Genomic DNA, 18,271 nt, shown 5'->3' on the forward strand with positions numbered 1-18,271 from the left:
GGAAAATTTTGGGGTATTAGCCTTGAGGAATCTAATTTTCCTTGTGGTGCTTTTCTTCTTTTCCTGTGCCTATACCCTTACTATTCCGGAATCTGAGCTGAATAAGAGGTTGCAGGAAAGTTTCCCCGTTAAAAAGGAGATCTACTTTAGTAAGATTGTTCTTGATAATCCAAAGTTGAAACTGATAGGTAGAAACGAAGGGGAAGTTGTCTTTGATTTAGACATTGTTCCACCTATAGGCAGGGAGATTAAGGGAAAGGTTGATGCCGTTGGCAGTTTTAAGTTTGACCCGAAAACGAAGACACTTTACCTTGTAGACCTTGAAACTAAGAGGATTATCCTTAATGGTAAAACGTTTTTGACAAAGGATACGGGAGAGCTCCTCTCCCTCTTTTTTAAGAGCGTTCTCAGTAAAATACCCGTTTATCGGTTTGAGGGACAGAAGGCGAAACTGATAAAGAATATTGAAATAGAGAAGGGAAAGGTTGTTGTTAAGATAGGGGTTTAACCGATTCTGAAAGGAAGTACAGGGTGGATGTTACTACGAGAAGAGCTCCTATCTGAACATAATGGACTTTTAACTGGAACCATCCTGTAAACAGTAGGAAGAATCCAGCTATTCCAGAAAGCGCAAACAGTAATTTTGAAGTTGACTCTCCTAATTCTTCCTCAAGAAAGTTGAAAAATCCAAAGATAACAGACAGAATAAGAGAAAGAACAAAGAAAAAGAGTATAAGAAAAAAGAGAACAACAAAACCCATAAGGAGTAATTTGATCATTTAATATTCTTTTCCTTTTTACCTAAGAAATTTGCTATTAACCTTGAAACAGGGAAGTTTTTGGTTTCGTTAGCAAGATCTAACGGCGTTTTCCCTCTGCTGTTTTTTATTGTTGGGTCTGCACCGTTTTCAAGGAGAACTTTTGCAACCTGAGCTGTTCCCGGAGTTGTTCCACAGTAGTGGAGCGGGGTATTCCCGTAGTTGTCTTTTGCGTTAACGTTGGCTCCGTGCTTTATGAGGAGTTCCGCCATTTTAGGTCTGTTGTAGATAGCTGTAAGGTGAAGGGGAGTATACCCGTATTTGTCTTTTGCGTTAACGTTGGCTCCGTGCTCTATCAGTAGCTTTGCAACACCGTAGCTTCCCCTGACCACAGCTTCGTGAAGTGGGGTGAATCCAAAGTAATCTTTAGTGTTAACGTTTGCTCCGTGCTCTATGAGGAACTTTGCAAATTCGGTGTTGTTGGCATCAACGGCGTAGTAGAGGGGAGTCTGGTCAAACTTGTTCCTGAAGTCAACCGGCACCTTTCCCGAGGAGATGAGCTCTTCTGCCTTTTTGAAGTTGTTGCTCCTTAAAGAGAGGAAGAACTCCCTTTCCGTTTTCCTATCAATTTGTATGGTCTGTTGACCGGCAAAACTGTTAACGGTTGGTGTGGTTAGAAGCAGGGTCAGTGTTAGTATCGCTGTTTTCCTCATTTTTTCTCTCCTTCAGTTCTTCAAGTATTGATATAAGGTTATCAAGGTCTTTAACGTCTAAATATAGTTTCCTGTCGGGGGTAAATATCCCGTTTTCCCGCTTTACAAACTCAACCAATTTTTCTGGGGAGATAGAAACCTCACTGCCAAATGAGATTATAGCCCTTCCCGACGGAGAAACGCTTATTTCTTTAATGCCCATTTCTTTTGACAGTTTCTTTATTCTCATTACTTTAAACATGTTAACTATCGGATCTGGCAAATATCCCCTTATTTCTTTGATCTTTTCCATAAGTTCTTGAGGATTTTCTGATGAAGCTATTTCAGAGTAGAGCTTCACTTTTTCCTTAGGATCTTCAATAAAGCTTTCCGGTATAAAGGCTTCATAGGGAAGGTTAAGCTTTACATCCTCCTCTTCCCTTTCTTTAACAACTTCTTCAAAGAGTTTCATGTAAAGGTCTAAACCTACAGATTCAACAAAGCCGCTCTGTTTTGGTCCTAAAAGGGTTCCAGCTCCCCTTATTTCAAGGTCTTTCAGCGCCAGCTGGAAGCCTCCACCAAGGGGAGAAAGCTTTTTCATCGCCTCAAGCCGTTTTGCGGCTTCTGGGATGAGCTTTACACCGGGAGTTGTTAATAGGTAACAGTATCCCTTCTCTATACCCCTTCCAACTCTTCCTTTAAGCTGGTAGAGTTGAGAAAGACCAAACCTTTCTGCTCCGATTACTATGAGTGTGTTTGCACTGGGAACGTCAAGCCCCGATTCAACTATTGATGTTGAAACCAGAACCTGGATTTTTCCCTCAAAAAAGCTGTGCATAATCTTCTCTATCTGTGTGGATTTCATCTGACCGTGGACAACTTCAGCTTTTACGCCGGGGAAGAAGCTCTCAACTTTTTCCTTTATGAGCGGGAGCTCCTCTATATCGTTGTGAACAATGAAGACCTGACCGCCACGGGAGAGTTCCCTCTCAACTGCCGCCTTCAGTATCTGGTCTGAGTACTTTCCAACAACTACCTTTGTTCCTCTTCTACCTGCTGGTGGTGTCTCTATGAGTGAGATATCTCTGAAACCTGAAAGGGCAGAGTAGAGTGTTCTTGGAATCGGAGTAGCTGATAGGTAGAGAACGTCTATATTAGACTTCAGTTTTGTCAGCTTTTCCTTCGTTTTAACTCCAAACCGATGTTCTTCGTCAATTATTAAAAGCCCCAATTCTTTAAACTCAACGTCGTCTTGAGTAAGTCTGTGGGTTCCGATTACTATATCAATTTCACCGTTTTTAAGTTTTTCTATTATCTCTTTCTGTTCCTTTTTTGTCTTAAAACGAGAAAGGAGCTCTATTTTAACTGGGAAGCCGGAAAACCGTTTTTTAAACGTTCTGTAGTGCTGGTCTGCAAGAACAGTTGTTGGAGCTATCAGGGCAACCTGTTTTCCGGCTGAAACAGCCTTCATAGCTGCTCTCATTGCCACTTCTGTTTTGCCAAACCCCACATCTCCGCAAATGAGTCTGTCCATAGGCTTTTCCGATTCCATATCCCTGTAAACTTCCCTTATAGCCCTCTGCTGATCGGGGGTGAGTCTGTAGGGGAATCTCCTCTCAAAGGCTGAAAGAAGTTGAGGGTCTCCAAATATTTTCTCCTTCTTTGCCTGTTTTCTCTCTCTGTAGAGCTCTGCAAGTTCCCGGGCAAACTTGACCAGCGATGCCCTGATTTTTTTTTCAAGGTTTTTCCAGGAAGTTCCACCTAACCTGTCAAGCTTCGGATTTTTACCTCTGTAGCCTGAATACCTATATATTCTGTCTATCTGGGTAAACGGGGCGTAGAGCTTTTCTCCACCTGCGTACTCTATCTCTATGAAGTCGTAAGTTTTTCCACCTATTTCTCTGTTTACAATTCCCTGAAAGATTCCTATTCCGTAATCTCTATGGACAACTAAAGTTCCCGGTTCAAAGGCTGTTACGTCTTCCCTTTTATGTTTTGTTACAGGTATCTCAACGTCCCCTTCAACAGCCCAGGCTATTTTCTTTTCGTCAAATCTGAACCCACCAGACGATTTCCCTCTCTCTAATGAGAATTCAACTCCTAAAAGCCTGAAGAGTTTTTCAGCTTCCTCTTTGAATGTTTCACTGGTGTATATGAGGGTTACCTTTTTCCCTTGAAGGGTTTTTGCCACCTCTTTCAAGTTCTCTTCCGAAAGTGGTGGAAGGGGAGAAATTGAAAGGTCTATAGCCCCTTTTACAGGCTTTTCATAGATGAGTAGTTGAGGGGCGGGGAGCTCCTCTTCAATAAACTTCTCAGGCCTTGATGAACCTATCCCTTCTCTTTTTAGGAGTTCGTAGTTTTCCTTAACCTGTCTTATAAAAGATTCTGCCGATGTTCTTATCTGGTCCGGTTCGACAAATACAGTTTTAAACTCCCCTATGTATTCAGATAGTGAAACAGTCTCAAGGATTTCCGGCAGAAATTTCTCAGCACCGCTAAGTTCTCCTAAAAGGGCATGTCTTTCAGAGAGATCTTCATCTATTTCGGATAGTTTTTTCAGCACCTCTTTTGTTGGGGGGAGTTCTAACATGGGGACTAAGGTAAACTCTTCTGCCTCTTCTCCGTTTACCCTGAGGCTCTCAACTTCATCTCCGAACAGTTCTGCTTCTATCCTCTCGTCTTCGGGAGTTACAACCTCAAGATAGCTTCCCTTTAGTGAAAACTCCCCCCTTTCTGGCTCGCTTTCAACCCTTCTATATCCTAACTCTGTTAACCTTTCGGGGATACTCTCACTCTCTCTTCCCCTTTTCAGAGTTATAGAGACCTCTATCAGCTTTTCAGGGGCTATTACTCTCTGAAGAAAGGCCTGGGGAGTTACAACTATACAGTGGACGTTTTCCTCAACCAATTTTAAGAGAGTTTTGAGTCTCCTATACTGGAGAATAGACAGTGGTGAAGAGATATCAAGAGGTGGAGTATCCCATCCCGGAAGGTATAGGACTTTAAGTCCTGCTCTTTTAAGGTCTTCGGTTAATCCCTCTCCTAACTGTTCAGTTGGAACGATTACAACAGCAGGGTGGAGTAGGTTTAAGAGTTCCTTTAAGAGAATTGCCTTTGAACCACCGGGAACTCCTCTTACTTTTGCTTTTCCCTCTTTCAGCTGAGATGCTATCAGTTTAACGTTTCTTTCAAACATTAACTCTCTTTCATTTCAAGAAGCTTGGCTTCTCTCTGCATCAGTCTGTTGAATAGCGTATCCCAGAAAATTTCCATTTTTCCACCGGAATGTTCTCTAAAGAAGGCTACAGAGTCCTCTATCTCTCCCTCAAGCCTTTCAAAGAAGTCATCGTTCAGCAGCCCCTTGTCTATTTTATCCTGGTTATACAAGAAAAAGTCTGCAACTATAGTTCTCGCAAGCCTTTCAACTTTAGACTCTGTTGCCATTTCATCCTCCGAAGTGGGATAGAAGCTTTGCAAGGGTACTTTTTAACTCCCTTCTGTCAACGACCATATCTATGAGACCGTGTTCAAGGAGAAACTCGGATCTCTGAAAGCCCTTGGGTAGCTTTTGTCTTATTGTTTGTTCAATGACCCGGGGGCCGGCGAAACCTATCAGAGCCTTAGGCTCTGCAATGATCACGTCCCCAAGAAAGGCGAAGCTCGCCGAAACTCCACCCATTGTTGGATGGGTGAGAACAGTTATGAACGGCACCCCCCTTTCCTCAAGGCGTGCAAGGGCTGCCGAGGTTTTAGCCATCTGCATGAGGGAGATTACCCCTTCCTGCATCCTCGCCCCGCCGGAGGCGGTTATACAGATGAAGGGGATTCCCTCCTCGGCGGCCCTTTCTGCGTTCCTCGTTACCTTCTCGCCGGCCACCGAGCCCATACTTCCGCCCATAAACCTGAAGTCAAAACAGCTAACCAGGACCTCTCTTCCTTCTATTTTTCCCCTTGCGTTAATAACGGAGTCCTTAAGGTTTGTCTTCTTCTGAGCTTCCTCTATTCTCTGAGCGTAAGGTTTTCTATCTTTAAACCCTAAAATGTCCCTTGGGGAGAGCTCCTTGTCAAGCTCCTCGTACTCTCCTCTGTCAAAGAGCATGTAGAGTCTGTCTCTTGCTGGAACGGGAAAGTGGTATCCACACTTTGGGCAGACCCAATCGTTACTCTCAAGCTCTCCCTTAAAAAGAAGAGCTTTACACTCGTCACACTTGAGCCACAGTCCGCTGGGAAGCTGCAGCTGACCTTTCTCCCGTGGAGTTTTTTTCCTCTTGAAGAGCTTTTCTAACATTAATTAACCTCTAAAGCAGGCAATTTCCGGGAGCAGGTTGAGGAGCTCCCTGAACGCCTCTGAGGATATGGTATAGTAAACTTTGTTCCCTTTCCTGCTTTTGGCAACTATCCCCTTATACCTGAGGGTTCTCAGGTGCTGGGATAGGGAAGATTGGGAGATACCTAACTCCTGTTCAAGATCTGTAACGCACATAGGTTTGTCTTTCAGTGTGAATAGTATCTTCAACCTTACAGGGGAAGCGAGGGCTTTTAGACACTCTGCTCCCTCTTCAATCCTTTCGTCGTCAAGCACTATTTTTTCTCTTTCTTTCTTGGCCATAGCTCCTCCCAAGAGATGTATTTATCTATATTTTACACAATTGAAAATATAAAACAAATAGAATGGAACCTTAAAATTGTTTAGTACTTAATATAGAATTATTGTCCTATACTTTCAAGTTATTTATTAAATTAGGAGGCAGTAAATGAAAGAGGTGAAGACAGATAGGGCTCCACAACCTGTAGCCCTGTATTCTCAGGGAATTCTGTACGGAAACTTTATATTCACTTCTGGTCAGTTGGGAATTGACCCTGAAACTGGAAATTTAAGAGAGGGTTTTAGGGAACAGTCTGTTCAAGCTCTGAAAAACCTCGTTTCTGTTGTTGAAGCAGCTGGAGGTAGTAGGTGTAGTATTGTTAAGGTTAACGTTTTCTTAACGGATATCTCTAAGTTCAAAGAGTTCAACGAGGTTTATGAGGAGTTTTTTAAAAACTGCCCAGTAAAGCCGTGTAGGTCTGCCGTTGGAGTTAAAGAGCTCCCTTTAGGTGCAGAGGTGGAGGTTGAATGTGTAGCAATAAGGGGATAGGAACCCTTTACGTTGTTGCAACTCCGATAGGGAATTTGGAAGACTTTACTTTCCGCGCTGTTAAAGTTTTGAGGGATGTTGACCTGATAGCCTGTGAAGATACCAGGAGAACGAAGAAGCTCCTTTCCCATTTTGGCATAGAGGGAAAGAGGCTCATCTCCTACCACGAGCACAACGAGAGGGAGCAGGCCCAGAAGATTGTTTCTCAACTGAAGAGAGGTCTTGATGTGGCTCTGGTTTCAGATGCTGGAACTCCCGCCATAAGCGATCCCGGTTATAGGCTGGTTAGTTTGGCCAGGAAGGAAGGGATTCCCGTTGTCCCTGTTCCTGGTCCCTCTGCAGTGATAGCTGCCCTCTCTGCTTCGGGTTTTCCAACAGACCGGTTTTTCTTTGGAGGTTTTCTCCCGAGGAAAGAGAAAGCCCTAATTGAGGAACTGAGAAGTGCTTTTTCAAGACCTTTTACCTCCGTTTACTACGAATCTCCCCACAGACTGGAAAGAACACTAAGACTTATTTCAGAGAACTTTCCGGATAGAGAGATCGGCCTTTACCGAGAGATAACAAAGCTTAACGAAGAGTTTTTGGAGGGAAAGGCAGAAGATGTTTTGGAGGAGCTCCTTTCTCAGAACAAACTGAAGGGTGAAATAGTTATTCTTATTCCGCCTGGGAAAAATGAGAAATTTAATGTGGAAGATGTGGACGCTCTGTTAAAAGAGCTCCTTAAAAGAGGACTTTCTGTAAAGGATGCGGCAAAGGAGGCCGCCAGGGCAACAGGCCTCCCAAAGAGGGAGCTCTACAGGAGAGCTCTAAAGTTATCTGTCAATTGAGGGAGTGCATGGAGTAAGATTTCCATCTTTGTACTCGTAGGCCTTTATCTTACAGGGGCCGCCGATGTACCTTTCAACGTCAACGAAGGAAGCATACTTAACCTTAAACCACTTAACGGTAAACTCAAAGGCAACCATTGGATCAAAATCCTTACAGCTGTAAGCGTCTAAGCTGAAAAATTCCTCCTCGGGCCACGTATGGATCGTGCAGTGGCTCTCAAGCCAGATAGAGACACCGGAAACACCGCTGTCTTCAGTTGCCCTTCTCTTAAGGACTTCTTCCATAATTTCAAGGGTTCTACTCTTCACGTTTTCTTCAGAAAGCCTCTTAACAAACTGCTCAAGCTCAGACTGAGCAAAGGGAAACCGGGCAACGATTGGCGGGTAAACTAAGGTCATATCTATCTTCCGAGAGAGCTCTTCCATATAGTCGTAAATGGGCTGGATGGTATTTATCCTGGTAATATCTGAAACAATTGCATCCATCATGATGTGTCTTCCGACGAACTCCATGGCGGCCTCCAGAAAAAAGGTTAACCCTGCTTCTTAAGTGGAACAACGTCAACAGTTATTGTAGCTTCAACGTCTTTAAAGAGGTGGATCTTAACCTCGTATGTTCCCGTTTCCCTTATCGGTTTTTCAAGGATAATCTGTTTCTTCTCAATGTCTTCAAAGCCTGCCTTGTGGAGGGCTTTCTCAATCTGGGAAGTTGTAACTGAGCCGAAGAGTTTTCCTTCTTCTCCTGCTTCATGTTCAATTGTAACTCTCGTAGTGTTGAGTTTCTCTGCCATCTCTTTGAACTTTTGAAGCTGTCTTTCAGCCTTTTTCTTGAGAGACTTAAGCTCATTTTGGACTTTCCTAACGTTGGACTTTGTTGCAGGGAGCGCTATTCCAGATGGTATGAGGTAGTTCCTTGCGTATCCGTCCTTTACTTTAACAATGTCTCCCACCTTTCCAAGGTTCTCCATATCCCTAAGAAGGATTACTTCCATCTTTCTTACCTCCTTTTAGTTTTCTGAAGTTAAATTTCTGATCAAGCAGGCCTATGAAAAGTGCCGTTAGAAAAAAGATAGGTGGAAAGATAATTATGGTAAGTCCAGTTATCAACTTCCAAGTTGTTGAGAATTTTTGGAAAAACCACAGGAAAACCGATATACCCTGAACTATTAAAATAGAGATGGAAACTACTAACAGATTAACGGCTACTGTTTTAAGCTCTCCGGTACTTGTTAGAGTAGCTATGGCTGAAAGGGTGAATAGGAGAACACTCCAGAAGCCGAACTTTATCTCTGTAACGGAGGGGAGTTCTCTTACAACCCAGTTTACCGCTCCGTAGGCAAAGGTGGAGTAGATGGTGGAGGATAGGAAGTAGATGGAGTACCTGTAGTTTGAGAGCTCGGCAAACTCTTTCTTAACCTCGGGTGGAAGCCCCATTAGCGTTTCCTGAAGGGCAGTAAACAGTGTTAGGAGGAGAGCTCCCCCCAAAACGGCTGCTGAAGGTCCGATCTTTTTAGAAATAAAGAATGTAGGACCTAATAGAAGTATTGATGTTGTATCTATAGCGGCATTCCTGTTGAGAAACAGTATGGTCAAAATAGCAATTAGTGACGATAAGAGGGTAATGCTGATGCCGTTGTTTGTGTAGCTGTAAATGAAAAGCGCGGGAATAAAGAGAGAAAGCCCCAGCCCAAAAGGCATAAGGCTGGAGCTCTCCATCATCAGCCCGGAACCGACTGTTATGACAAACAGCGCTACCGAAGGTTTAACGCTCTTCATTCCCCTTAGTCCATCTTAACAAAAGGTAAAAGAGCCAGGTGTCTTGCTCTCTTAACGGCCCTTGCAAGCTGTCTCTGGTGTTTAGAGCAAACGCCGGAAATCCTCCTTGGGATAATTCTTCCCCTTTCAGAGATAAAGGATTTAAGCAGGTCAACGTTTTTATAGTCAATTTTTTCAATCTTCTCTGCACAGAACTTACAGTATTTCTTCCTTCTTATAAACCTTCTTTGAGGAAGTGGATTAGCCATCTTCTACCTCCTTAAAATTCTATATCGTCAATTTCTTCAGGTTCTTCAATTTCCCTTTTTGGATCAAGGGCAGCTACTCTCTCAGCTCTAACTTCAATCCGACTTCTCCTCTCGCCGGAGTCAGTTTCCCAGGTTGACTGCCTCAGGCTTCCTTCAACTAAGACCCTTGTTCCCTTGTTGAACCTACTTACAGCCCTGTCGGCAGCCTCACCCCAAACAACTACATCTATGAAGAGTGTATCTTCCTGCCAGTTGCCGTTTCTATCCCTGTAAGGTCTGTTTACCGCAATTCTGAAGCGGGTGAACGGGGTTCCGCTGTTCGTGTGCTGAAGCTGAGGATCGGCAACTAACCGTCCTATGAGGAAAACTTTATTCAGGCTGGCCATTACTCTTCTCCCTTATTCTCTTCAGCAGCAGTTACAGGTTCCTCTTTTTTAGAGAGCTTTTCCTTCAGTTCTTTAACTTCTGACGGTTTAAGCCTGAAGAGGAGGAACCTGATTACATCCTCGTTAATCCTGAAGAAGTTTTCCATGTTCTTTACGAAGTTCCTGTCGGTTGTTCTCAGGTACTCAAGAACGTAGTAGCCTTTATCGTAGTCGTTTATTGGGTAAGCAAGCTGCCTCTTACCCCACTTGTCAACTAAGAGAACTTCTCCGCCAAACTTTTCAACGTTAGCATTTACCTTGTCTATGGCAGCCTTTGTCTCTTCGTCAGACATTGTTGGCCTCAGTATGTAAACCATCTCGTAGTAGTACTCCCTCATTTCTACCTCCGTTAACTGCATTTACTTATGGTTTTCTGGGAGCTCCCTTCTGTCAGGAGCTTTTCTACGCAGTTTGCAGCCTTCTCAATAGCCTCTTTAACTGTTGGGAACTCCTCTTCCTTAAAGGGAGAGAGAACGTAATCAACGACTTCCTCTTTTGTGGCCGGCCTTCCAATTCCCACCTTAATCCTTGGTATCTCTTGAGTTCCAAGGGCTTCAATTACAGACTGGACGCCCTTGTGGCCGGCGGAGCTCCCCTTTTCTCTGAACCTTACCCTGCCTAAAGGAAGATCTAAATCGTCGTAAATGAGAAGAACCTGAGAGGGTTCTATCTTAAAAAACCGGACAAACTGAGAAACGCTCTCTCCACTTCTGTTCATATACGTTAGGGGTTTCAGGAATATAACTTTCTGGTCGTTGATCCTCGTTTCCCCGTATAGGCCTTTGAACTTCTCTCTGTCAAAAGAGAAACCAAGTTTCTCAGAGAGTCTGTCAAGAACCATCCAACCAACGTTGTGGCGGGTCCTCTCATACTCTCTACCGGGGTTCCCCAGACCAACGACTAACCTTATCAATTACTCCTCTCCCTCAGCTGTCTCTTCAGATTCTTCAGTAGCAGCCTCTTCCGGTTCTGTCACTACAACAACTGTTTCTTCCGGGTTGTCAACAAGCTTTGCCCCTTCTGGCAGTGGTAGATCTCCAACGTGGAGAGCATCTCCTGCGTGGAGATTTGAGATGTCAACAACGATCTTCTCAGGGATTGCCCTTGGGAGTGTTTCAATGGCAACTTCCCTCTTGAGGATCTCAAGAACGCCACCTTCCTCAGAAACTCCAACGGGAGTTCCTACAAACTCCAGCTCAACGACAACTTCAATCATCTCACCGAAGGTGACTTCCTGAAAGTCAACGTGGATGGGAACGTCTCCCAGCCAGTTATACTGGATGTCCTTGAGGATGCACATTCTTTCTTCATCCCCAAGCTTTACTTTGACGAGGCCGTGGTGGTGCTTCAGCCTCCTTACCTCTTTTGCAGGGATAGCAATGGGGGTTGCTTCCGGTCTTCCACCTCCGTAGATAACGGCAGGCAGAAGGCCTTCCCTGCGCAGCTTCTTGGCTACCTGTTTCCCCGTTTTCTCTCTTCTGGTAGCCTCTACCTCTACTACCTTCATCTTTACCTCCTGAAGTTTTTTGCGGGAAAGCAAGCCAATATTTACATTCGGCTTTTTTATTTGTCAAGTGGAGAATTTTTGATTCTACTGTTGACAAGCGAAAGGCCGTTTCCTATATTTCCAACCGTCGGGTTGGGCGGATAGCTCAGCTGGGAGAGCGCCAGCCTTACAAGCTGGAGGTCACAGGTTCGATCCCTGTTCCGCCCACCATTCACGGGGACGTAGTTCAGTTCTGGTTAGAACGCCGGCCTGTCACGCCGGAGGTCGCGGGTTCGAGTCCCGTCGTCCCCGCCACTTTAATAATTCAAATGAGTCACCTCCTATTATTGGCTCTCCCTTTATAGAATCAATCTCTGTGGTATGGAGAACCTCTTAGTATCTCCTGTGCTCTGAATATCTGTTCTAATAGAACAATCCTTGCAACGTCGTGCTGGAGTGTCATTTTTGAGAGCGATAAGAGGAAATTCCCCTCCCTCTTTACCCCTTCATCAAGGCCGTCTGCTCCACCGATTGCAAAGGTGATGTTTGGGTGTTTTGAAATTAGTGAAGCAAACTCCTGTGAAGGTATCTCTTTTCCCCTTTCGTCTAAAACTATAAAAAACCCTTTTACCTTTGAGAGAATACGCTCTCCTTCCGCTTTTGGGTTTCTTCCTTTCTTTACTTCCACTATTTCAGTATTCCGAATCCGTTTAAGGTAATAGTCCTGGGCTTCTTTAAAGTGAGGGGCTATCTTCCCAACGGCTACTATTCTAAGTTTCATTGTACCGGTTCTTTAATAATCTCTTCTACGTTAAGCCTTGGGGCGTCCATCCAGAGGGATTCAAGGTTGTAGAGCTCCCTCACCTCAGGCTTAAATATGTGGACGATTACATCTCCGTAATCAAGGAGTATCCAGTTTGCCGTGTCATAGCCTTCTGTACTTACAGGGACAACTCCCTTCTCTTTGAGTTTTTTTCTTATCTCATCGGCAACTGTTCTGGCGTGGGTTTCAGATGTGGCTGTTAGTATTACAAAGTAGTCTGCAAGTGATGTTAAACCTCTTAAGTCTAAAACTACAGGTTCTTCTGCCTTTTTATCAAGGGCGCTCTTGATGATAAGTTTGAGCTTCTCACTGCTTTCCAAGTGGCCTCCTCCTAAAGGGTTTCTTTGATCTTCCACCAGATTGAATGTTTTATTGGGTTTATAACAGGTTCAACTTCAAGGTGTTTTATGCCTTTGAGTATCTCTCTGGCCTTTCTTCCGTAGGGTGAGTTTGGGTATTTCTGGGCAACCTGAGAAAGGATTTCTTTTCCTTTTTTCCTGTTCTCTTTTGCTATCTCTTTCCACTTCTTTATGTCAGACTCTATAAGGGCAATCCTGTTCTCTGCCACTTTCTTCTCTTCAGGGTCTTTTGAGTGGAGTCTCTCTTTCTCCTTTGATAGTTTCCTTTTCAGTCTATCTATTTCCTCTTTAGATTGAATTGGAGTATAGTAGTAAGCCCTTCCTATAAGGTACTGGAGCCTGTCTGGTGACTCAACGTCTGAGTATTTCTTCTCTATGTCTTTGTAGCGGTGGATAGAGGCTGTAAACTTCCTCAGCATGTCGTAGGTTCCGGCTATGTAAACTTCATGTTCGGCTAAGATTTTCTTCGCTATCTTCATGTATTCCTTTGCCTTTTCTACCCTCGGGTCGTTGGGATATTTTTTTACAAACTCTTTAAAGTTTCTGTATGCCCTTTTTGCAAATGTAACGTCCCACTCTGGACCTTTGGTGAGGTTCAGGTAGCAGACCCCAAGTCTGAAGAGGGCATCTTTTGCCTTCGGAGATGCCGGGTAGAGCTCCAAGAACTCCTCGTAGTTGAGGGCGGCGTCTTCGTAGTCTCCATCGTTGAAGTAGGCGTCGGCAAGTGTAATTTTGGCAATCTCCTGCTCTTTAGGTGGGAGCTCCCCCTCTAAAGCTTTTTTCAGGAGAAAGGAGCTCTTCCCCCAGTCTCCTTCAACTGCTGCCTCTATTCCCTTTCTATACTGTTCCTGTGCCGTTCTGGGAATCTTCTCGCAGGAAGTAACAACTAAAACTAAAGAGACGGCTGCCATCAACTTTTTCATACTACCTCCCGATTAACAGAACCGATTATATCAGCCGTGGGAGAGAGTAAACTTCTCTATGTGATAGTGGTCAACGGGAATTACTTTTATCTCTATTCCGTAGATTGCCGAAATTCTGTCTATTACTTCTTTTTCCTCGTTTGTGAGTTTGTTTGCTACGAGGGGATTTGCGTAAACTCTCAGCGTGTTCACCAGCTTTCTTTTAAGGTTTGAGATGATCTCCCTCTCTATCTCAAAGGCTACAGTTTCGGGAGACTTAACCCTTCCCCTCCCCTCACAGTAGGGGCAGGTTGTTGTCAGCGTTTTTCCGAGGCTCATTTTTACCCTCTTTCTTGTCATCTCCACAAGGCCAAGATCAGACATACTTACAACTTTTGTTTTAGCCCTGTCTTTTTTCAGCTCTTCTTCTAAGGTCTCAAGGAGTTTCTTTTTGTTTTCCTCTTCCTTCATGTCTATGAAGTCAATTACGATTATCCCTCCTATGTCTCTAAGCCTTAACTGGCGGGCTATCTCCTTGGCTGCTTTGAGGTTTATCTCAAGGGCTGTTTCTTCCAGGCTCTTTGCCTTTTTGAATTTTCCACTGTTTACGTCTATTGAGACGAGAGCTTCTGTTTCATCTATCACTATGTATCCGCCGCCGGGCAGGTAGACTTTCCTTGAGAGAGCTCTCTCTATTGCCCTCTCTACCTGAAACTTCTCAAAGAGGGGAACTTCCCCTTTGTAGAGTTTTATCCTTGGAACAAGTTTTGGAATGAACGCTTTTGCGAATGAGACTGCCCTTTCAAACTCCCTCTTAGAATCTATTAATACTTCTGAAACTTCATCAGTTAGCAGGTCTCTCAGAGTCTTTGGGACTATCTCAAGGTCTCTGTATAGGCACGACGGAGGCGGCTTCTTCTCCGCCTTTTCTGTTAAACCCTCCCACACTTTAAGTAGGTAATCTAAGTCTTTCTTGAGCTCCTCTTCTGTTGCACCTTCTGCGGCAGTCCTTACAATTATTCCGTAGTTTTCAGGCTTTATCCTCTTTGCAATCTCTTTTAGCCTCTCCCTCTCTTTTTCGTCTGTTATTCTCCTTGAGAGGCCAACTTTGTTTATTGTTGGTAGGAGAACTAAGTAGTGTCCGGGGATTGTGAGGTTTGTTGTTACCCTGGGGCCTTTCGTCCCTATAGGTTCCTTTGCTACCTGAACCAGTATTTCCTGGCCTTCTGAGAGGACTTCCTCTATGGGAGGGAGCTCCACCTCTGGCGGTTCGTCATCTAAGAACTCGTCTTCATCAAAGTCTAAATTTACGGCATCTCTAACGTATAGAAAGGCTTTTCTATCCTCACCTATGTCAACGAAGGCTGCCTGAACTGCCGGGACTATCTTTAAGACCTTTCCTTTATAAATGTTTCCAACTATTCCCCTGTTCTCCTTTCTCTCAACGTAGAACTCAACAAGCTCTCCCTCTTCTAAAACGGCTATTCTTACCTCTTTTGTAAGGGCGTTTATGAGGATCTGTTTTTTACCCAAGGAGCTCCTCTCTGACAACTTCTGCCCTTTCAAGGTTGAGTCCCATCCAGTTGAGTATGTCTCCAACGTTTAAAACCTTCCCGTCCTTAACTTTTAGGGTTAGTATAACTTCTCCGTTTTCTACCCTTAAGTCAAGTATTTCCTCTTTAAGGTTTACCTCTCTTCCTTTTTTGTCTACCGCTTTTTCACCTGATATGATTTCTAAAGAATAGGGAGCAAAGGGCTTTATCCTGTACCTAACCTTTTCTATTCTTTCAATTACTCTCTCTTTCAGACCAAGTTCTGTCCAGCTTGTAAACTCAAGTCCTTCCGGGAGAAATTCCTTAGATTCTTCAACGAACCTGTTAAAGTCAAACTTCTCATCTGAGAGCTCTAGTTCAACAAGTTCACCCAATCCCTCAACTCCAACGGGAAGTCCTAATACGATGTTTATCTTCGGGTGGGGATTAAACCCCTGTGAATACCTGAGGGGGACGCCAAAGCGCCTGAAGGTTCTTGTAAAAGCCCTTGTGAGATCTAACAGAGAGAGGAATTTTGCGTAGCCGATCTTCCTAAAGGTAAGTGCAACTTTTCTCTTTAAAGGAAACTCCTTCTTTGGCCTTGGTGGAACTTGAAACTCAATTTTTTCCGGGATTGGGTGTTCCTTTAGCTCCTTTATCTGCTGAGGAGTGCAGACTCCACAGGCGTGGCATCCAACTATGCGGCAGTCTGGAGTCCACTGCTGATTTTTTGCTTTTCTCAGTTCCCTCAGTAAGAACTCTTTACTTACAACTCCCCTGATGAAGTCCCAGGGGAGCTCCTCTTCTAAATCCCTTTTTCCGAGGGCTCTCTCAAGGTCAATGCCCGTCTTCTCAAAGGCTTTCAGCCACCCTTCATAGTTAAAGAACTCATCCCAGCCGTCAAGCTGGCAACCCTCTTCGTGAGCTGCAAGTAATACTTCTGAAACCTTTTCGTCTCCTCTTGTTAGCAGAGCTTCAATGAGAGACTGTCTGTAGTCGTGAAATCTGAGCTTGAAGCTCTTTGGCGATTTCCTCTTTATATACTCAACCTTTTCTAAAACCTCTTTCTCCTGGGCAAAAGGTTCCCACTGGAAAGGAGTAAAAGGTTTGGGGACGAAGATTGAAATTCCGGCTGCAAGGTGTTTCCTTCCCCTGAACCTTTTTCCTATTCTGTGGACAGTCCAGAGCATATCAATGAGGGCTTCTATATCTTCCTGAAGCTCAAAGGGAAGCCCTATCATGAAGTAGAGCTTTAACCTGTTCCAGCCCCTTTCAAAAAGCCCTCCAACAGCCCTGAACAGATCTTCGTTTGTCAAGTCTTTGTTTATTATCCTCCTGAGCCTGTCTGAACCAACTTCTGGGGCTAACGTAAAGCCGGTCTTTTTCACCTGCATAATCTGGGATGCAAGTTCTGGGTTAAACCCTTTTACCCTCATAGATGGAAGAGAGAGGGAAATAATTTCCCTATAACAAACTTCCATAACCTCTGGGACTAATTTGTTAAAACGGCTGTGGTCGGAGATTGAAAGGGATGATAGTGATGCTTCCTCGTATCCCGTATTCCTGAATGTCTCTTCAACTAACCTCTTTATGAGTTTTTCGTTCCTTTCTCTGTAGGGCCTGTAGATGTATCCCGCCTGACAGAAACGGCAACCCCTTAAACAGCCCCTTGCAGCTTCAACGGCTATCCTGTCTTGAGATGTCTCAACCGTTGGAACTGGAGGAGATGTGGGGAAAAAACCTTCTGAAACTCCAACGAAAACGGCCCTTTTAACCGGATATCTGCCAAAGAGTGGAACCCAGACTCCTTCAACTTTCCTCACTTCAGAAAGGAAATCAACCTTTTTCCCTCCCTCTCTCTTTACCTCCCTGTAAACTTTGGCAACTTCAACTAACGTCTCCTCGCCATCTCCGATTGAGAAGAAATCTATGAAAGGGGAGAGTGGAACCGGGTTGTAGACGCATGGGCCCCCTGCAAAGATGAGGGGGAGCTCCTCCCTCTCAACCCTCTCTTCAGAAAGGAGTGGAAGACCGGCAAGCTCTAAGAGTTTTAAGGCATTTGTGTAGGTAAGCTCTGAGGAGAATGAGAGCCCCCACAGGTCGTAATCCCTTACAGGTCTCTGTTCTTCTAAAGTGTAGAGGGGAATTCCCCTCTCTTTCATGAGCTCCTGCATGTCGGGCCTTGGCAGGTAGGCCCTGTGGATGAGGGCAAAGTCTGTGAGGTTGTTGATTACGTGGTAGAGGATTTTTCCTCCTATGTGGGATGAGCCCACCTCGTAGAGGTCTGGGTAAGAAAGAACAAACCTTACCTCCCTTTCGCCGAATTTAGGGGCTCTTAAGTTCAGCTCTAAAGGGAGATAAGAGGCCGGTTTTTTTACCCTGTTAAGTTCTCTCAGTGTTTCTCTATCAAAAACTTTACACTTCAACGTCGTCATCTGGCCAGTCTCCTGTATCAAAGTAGTCGTAATCGGTTGCGGGAACGCCTAAGTCAAAGTTCCTCTGCGTATCTTCGTAGTTTTCTTCCTGTTTCTCTGTGTCTGTTCTGTTGTGTTCCAGATGCTCAAGTGTTTCAAACAGGAGAAGGGGAGCTGTTGTTCCAAGGATTACGGGAAGCCAGGGAACTGAAAAGTCGTAGCTCTCTTCCCGTTTAACAAAGAGTTTCTTAATTTCATTTTCTTTAACCGGAACTTCAAAAGTTTTTCCTTTGGCCTTTAGAACTACTCTGTAAATGTTTCCTTCTCTCTTTACGGAGAATTCCCCTATTTCATCTTTCCTGAAAAACCGGAACTCTCCGTGTCTGAAAATAGAAACTCCTTCATCTGAGAAGACGAGGACTGTTCCGTCTAAGCCCTTAACTTCTGTTGCTGTTCCCCTTGAAACTCTTTCTCTCTTTGAAATAAGGGGAAAGACCACTAAAATCAGAATCAGGAAGAGAAATAAAAATCCGATTACTCCCATAGTTTACCTCGCAAAATGAGTAGAAGTTTTTAAGGAGCTCCTTCCAGAGAGCCCCCCTGTCCTTTACTTCAAAACCTAAAGACTCTAAGAATCTAAAATAGCCCTCAGACGGCATTCCGCCCCTTTTTGATACAACAACCGACCCCGGGAGGACATTAAACCGGGTGTAGTACTCCTTACAGATGGGGTGGAGAAGAACTGCAACTGCCCTTCCCAGCCCTCTACCCCTTTCTGGAATAGCCTTTTTTCCGAGCTTTCCATTTATTTTTCGGGAGAGCTCACCGTAAGTGATTAACCTTCTCTTTCTACCTGTCTCAATTAGGAGTTTAAGGAGCTCAGAAGTTATGGCC

24 protein-coding genes and 2 tRNA genes are annotated in these 18,271 nt (G+C 44.3%); 5 read left to right on the plus strand and 21 right to left on the minus strand.

From position 1 onward, the window contains the following. The first annotated feature begins 46 nt into the window (after positions 1 to 46). Entirely contained in the window at positions 47 to 508 is a 462-nt protein-coding gene (locus tag F8H35_RS04970) for a DUF1439 domain-containing protein (protein ID WP_472572444.1), read from the plus strand. Here F8H35_RS04970 and F8H35_RS04975 read toward each other — a convergent pair. The 6 genes from F8H35_RS04975 to F8H35_RS05000 are packed head-to-tail and all read right to left on the minus strand — an operon-like array spanning position 492 to position 6,059. After that, positions 492 to 779: a hypothetical protein gene (locus tag F8H35_RS04975; protein ID WP_472572445.1), complete on the minus strand. Its 288-nt coding sequence runs from the start codon at positions 777 to 779 to the stop codon at positions 492 to 494. The genes F8H35_RS04970 and F8H35_RS04975 overlap by 17 nt on opposite strands. Next, entirely contained in the window at positions 776 to 1,471 is a 696-nt protein-coding gene (locus tag F8H35_RS04980) for an ankyrin repeat domain-containing protein (protein ID WP_472572446.1), read from the minus strand. Before F8H35_RS04980 ends, F8H35_RS04975 begins: the two co-directional genes overlap by 4 nt. Next, positions 1,416 to 4,646, minus strand: a complete 3,231-nt coding sequence (mfd, locus tag F8H35_RS04985) for a transcription-repair coupling factor (protein WP_472572447.1) — start codon at positions 4,644 to 4,646, stop codon at positions 1,416 to 1,418. Before mfd ends, F8H35_RS04980 begins: the two co-directional genes overlap by 56 nt. Then, the gene (locus tag F8H35_RS04990) at positions 4,646 to 4,894 is read right to left on the minus strand and encodes a hypothetical protein (RefSeq protein WP_472572448.1); all 249 of its coding nucleotides are present in this window, start codon (positions 4,892 to 4,894) and stop codon (positions 4,646 to 4,648) included. Before F8H35_RS04990 ends, mfd begins: the two co-directional genes overlap by 1 nt. Before the next feature lies 1 nt (position 4,895). Further along, positions 4,896 to 5,738 (minus strand): acetyl-CoA carboxylase, carboxyltransferase subunit beta, encoded by an 843-nt coding sequence (accD, locus tag F8H35_RS04995; protein WP_472572449.1) that lies wholly within the window; start codon positions 5,736 to 5,738, stop codon positions 4,896 to 4,898. A gap of 3 nt (positions 5,739 to 5,741) precedes the next feature. Next, positions 5,742 to 6,059, minus strand: a complete 318-nt coding sequence (locus F8H35_RS05000) for an ArsR/SmtB family transcription factor (protein ID WP_472572450.1) — start codon at positions 6,057 to 6,059, stop codon at positions 5,742 to 5,744. Between the two features lie 145 nt (positions 6,060 to 6,204). On the opposite strand from F8H35_RS05000, the gene F8H35_RS05005 reads away from it, so the two are divergent. Beyond that, complete coding sequence (locus F8H35_RS05005; protein WP_472572451.1) at positions 6,205 to 6,585, plus strand: Rid family detoxifying hydrolase; 381 nt, start codon at positions 6,205 to 6,207, stop codon at positions 6,583 to 6,585. Beyond that, complete coding sequence (gene rsmI, locus F8H35_RS05010; RefSeq protein ID WP_472572452.1) at positions 6,564 to 7,412, plus strand: 16S rRNA (cytidine(1402)-2'-O)-methyltransferase; 849 nt, start codon at positions 6,564 to 6,566, stop codon at positions 7,410 to 7,412. Before F8H35_RS05005 ends, rsmI begins: the two co-directional genes overlap by 22 nt. Here rsmI and F8H35_RS05015 read toward each other — a convergent pair. The 8 genes from F8H35_RS05015 to F8H35_RS05050 are packed head-to-tail and all read right to left on the minus strand — an operon-like array spanning position 7,398 to position 11,368. Continuing rightward, positions 7,398 to 7,925, minus strand: a complete 528-nt coding sequence (locus F8H35_RS05015; protein ID WP_472572453.1) for an S-adenosylmethionine decarboxylase family protein — start codon at positions 7,923 to 7,925, stop codon at positions 7,398 to 7,400. The two genes, rsmI and F8H35_RS05015, sit on opposite strands and share 15 nt — an antisense overlap. Before the next feature lie 20 nt (positions 7,926 to 7,945). Continuing rightward, positions 7,946 to 8,404 carry a 50S ribosomal protein L9 gene (gene rplI, locus F8H35_RS05020; protein WP_472572454.1) on the minus strand — a complete coding sequence of 153 codons (459 nt, stop codon included), beginning with the start codon at positions 8,402 to 8,404 and terminating at the stop codon, positions 7,946 to 7,948. Continuing rightward, entirely contained in the window at positions 8,385 to 9,188 is an 804-nt protein-coding gene (locus tag F8H35_RS05025; protein ID WP_472572455.1) for a hypothetical protein, read from the minus strand. Before F8H35_RS05025 ends, rplI begins: the two co-directional genes overlap by 20 nt. Before the next feature lie 5 nt (positions 9,189 to 9,193). Further along, positions 9,194 to 9,436, minus strand: coding sequence for a 30S ribosomal protein S18 (gene rpsR / locus F8H35_RS05030; protein WP_472572456.1), 243 nt, complete (start codon positions 9,434 to 9,436; stop codon positions 9,194 to 9,196). A gap of 11 nt (positions 9,437 to 9,447) precedes the next feature. Further along, positions 9,448 to 9,822: a single-stranded DNA-binding protein gene (locus F8H35_RS05035; protein ID WP_472572457.1), complete on the minus strand. Its 375-nt coding sequence runs from the start codon at positions 9,820 to 9,822 to the stop codon at positions 9,448 to 9,450. After that, positions 9,822 to 10,199, minus strand: coding sequence for a 30S ribosomal protein S6 (gene rpsF / locus F8H35_RS05040; RefSeq protein WP_472572458.1), 378 nt, complete (start codon positions 10,197 to 10,199; stop codon positions 9,822 to 9,824). The genes F8H35_RS05035 and rpsF overlap by 1 nt, the downstream gene beginning before the upstream one ends. A gap of 11 nt (positions 10,200 to 10,210) precedes the next feature. Continuing rightward, positions 10,211 to 10,771: an aminoacyl-tRNA hydrolase gene (gene pth / locus F8H35_RS05045; protein WP_472572467.1), complete on the minus strand. Its 561-nt coding sequence runs from the start codon at positions 10,769 to 10,771 to the stop codon at positions 10,211 to 10,213. A 3-nt stretch (positions 10,772 to 10,774) separates the two neighbouring features. Next, entirely contained in the window at positions 10,775 to 11,368 is a 594-nt protein-coding gene (locus F8H35_RS05050) for a 50S ribosomal protein L25 (RefSeq protein ID WP_472572459.1), read from the minus strand. A 134-nt stretch (positions 11,369 to 11,502) separates the two neighbouring features. On the opposite strand from F8H35_RS05050, the gene F8H35_RS05055 reads away from it, so the two are divergent. Together F8H35_RS05055 and F8H35_RS05060 are read left to right on the plus strand one after the other, a co-directional pair. Further along, a tRNA-Val gene (locus F8H35_RS05055) sits at positions 11,503 to 11,578 on the plus strand. A 5-nt stretch (positions 11,579 to 11,583) separates the two neighbouring features. Continuing rightward, positions 11,584 to 11,662, plus strand: a tRNA-Asp gene (locus tag F8H35_RS05060). A gap of 52 nt (positions 11,663 to 11,714) precedes the next feature. Here F8H35_RS05060 and F8H35_RS05065 read toward each other — a convergent pair. The 7 genes from F8H35_RS05065 to F8H35_RS05095 form a co-directional block, all read right to left on the minus strand. After that, the gene (locus F8H35_RS05065; RefSeq protein ID WP_472572460.1) at positions 11,715 to 12,128 is read right to left on the minus strand and encodes a 23S rRNA (pseudouridine(1915)-N(3))-methyltransferase RlmH; all 414 of its coding nucleotides are present in this window, start codon (positions 12,126 to 12,128) and stop codon (positions 11,715 to 11,717) included. Beyond that, positions 12,125 to 12,490: a ribosome silencing factor gene (rsfS, locus tag F8H35_RS05070; RefSeq protein WP_472572461.1), complete on the minus strand. Its 366-nt coding sequence runs from the start codon at positions 12,488 to 12,490 to the stop codon at positions 12,125 to 12,127. Before rsfS ends, F8H35_RS05065 begins: the two co-directional genes overlap by 4 nt. Positions 12,491 to 12,501: 11 nt before the next feature. Further along, positions 12,502 to 13,452 carry an outer membrane protein assembly factor BamD gene (locus F8H35_RS05075; protein ID WP_472572462.1) on the minus strand — a complete coding sequence of 317 codons (951 nt, stop codon included), beginning with the start codon at positions 13,450 to 13,452 and terminating at the stop codon, positions 12,502 to 12,504. A gap of 30 nt (positions 13,453 to 13,482) precedes the next feature. Beyond that, positions 13,483 to 14,964, minus strand: coding sequence for an Rne/Rng family ribonuclease (locus F8H35_RS05080; protein ID WP_472572463.1), 1,482 nt, complete (start codon positions 14,962 to 14,964; stop codon positions 13,483 to 13,485). After that, positions 14,957 to 17,398, minus strand: coding sequence for a TIGR03936 family radical SAM-associated protein (locus F8H35_RS05085; protein WP_472572464.1), 2,442 nt, complete (start codon positions 17,396 to 17,398; stop codon positions 14,957 to 14,959). Before F8H35_RS05085 ends, F8H35_RS05080 begins: the two co-directional genes overlap by 8 nt. Then, positions 17,379 to 17,876, minus strand: coding sequence for a hypothetical protein (locus F8H35_RS05090; RefSeq protein WP_472572465.1), 498 nt, complete (start codon positions 17,874 to 17,876; stop codon positions 17,379 to 17,381). Before F8H35_RS05090 ends, F8H35_RS05085 begins: the two co-directional genes overlap by 20 nt. Continuing rightward, on the minus strand, positions 17,815 to 18,271 hold a 457-nt coding region (locus tag F8H35_RS05095; RefSeq protein ID WP_472572466.1), incomplete at its 5' end, for a hypothetical protein. The genes F8H35_RS05095 and F8H35_RS05090, both read right to left, overlap by 62 nt.

The organism is Thermovibrio sp., from assembly GCA_015488335.1.
GTDB lineage: Bacteria > Aquificota > Aquificia > Desulfurobacteriales > Desulfurobacteriaceae > Balnearium.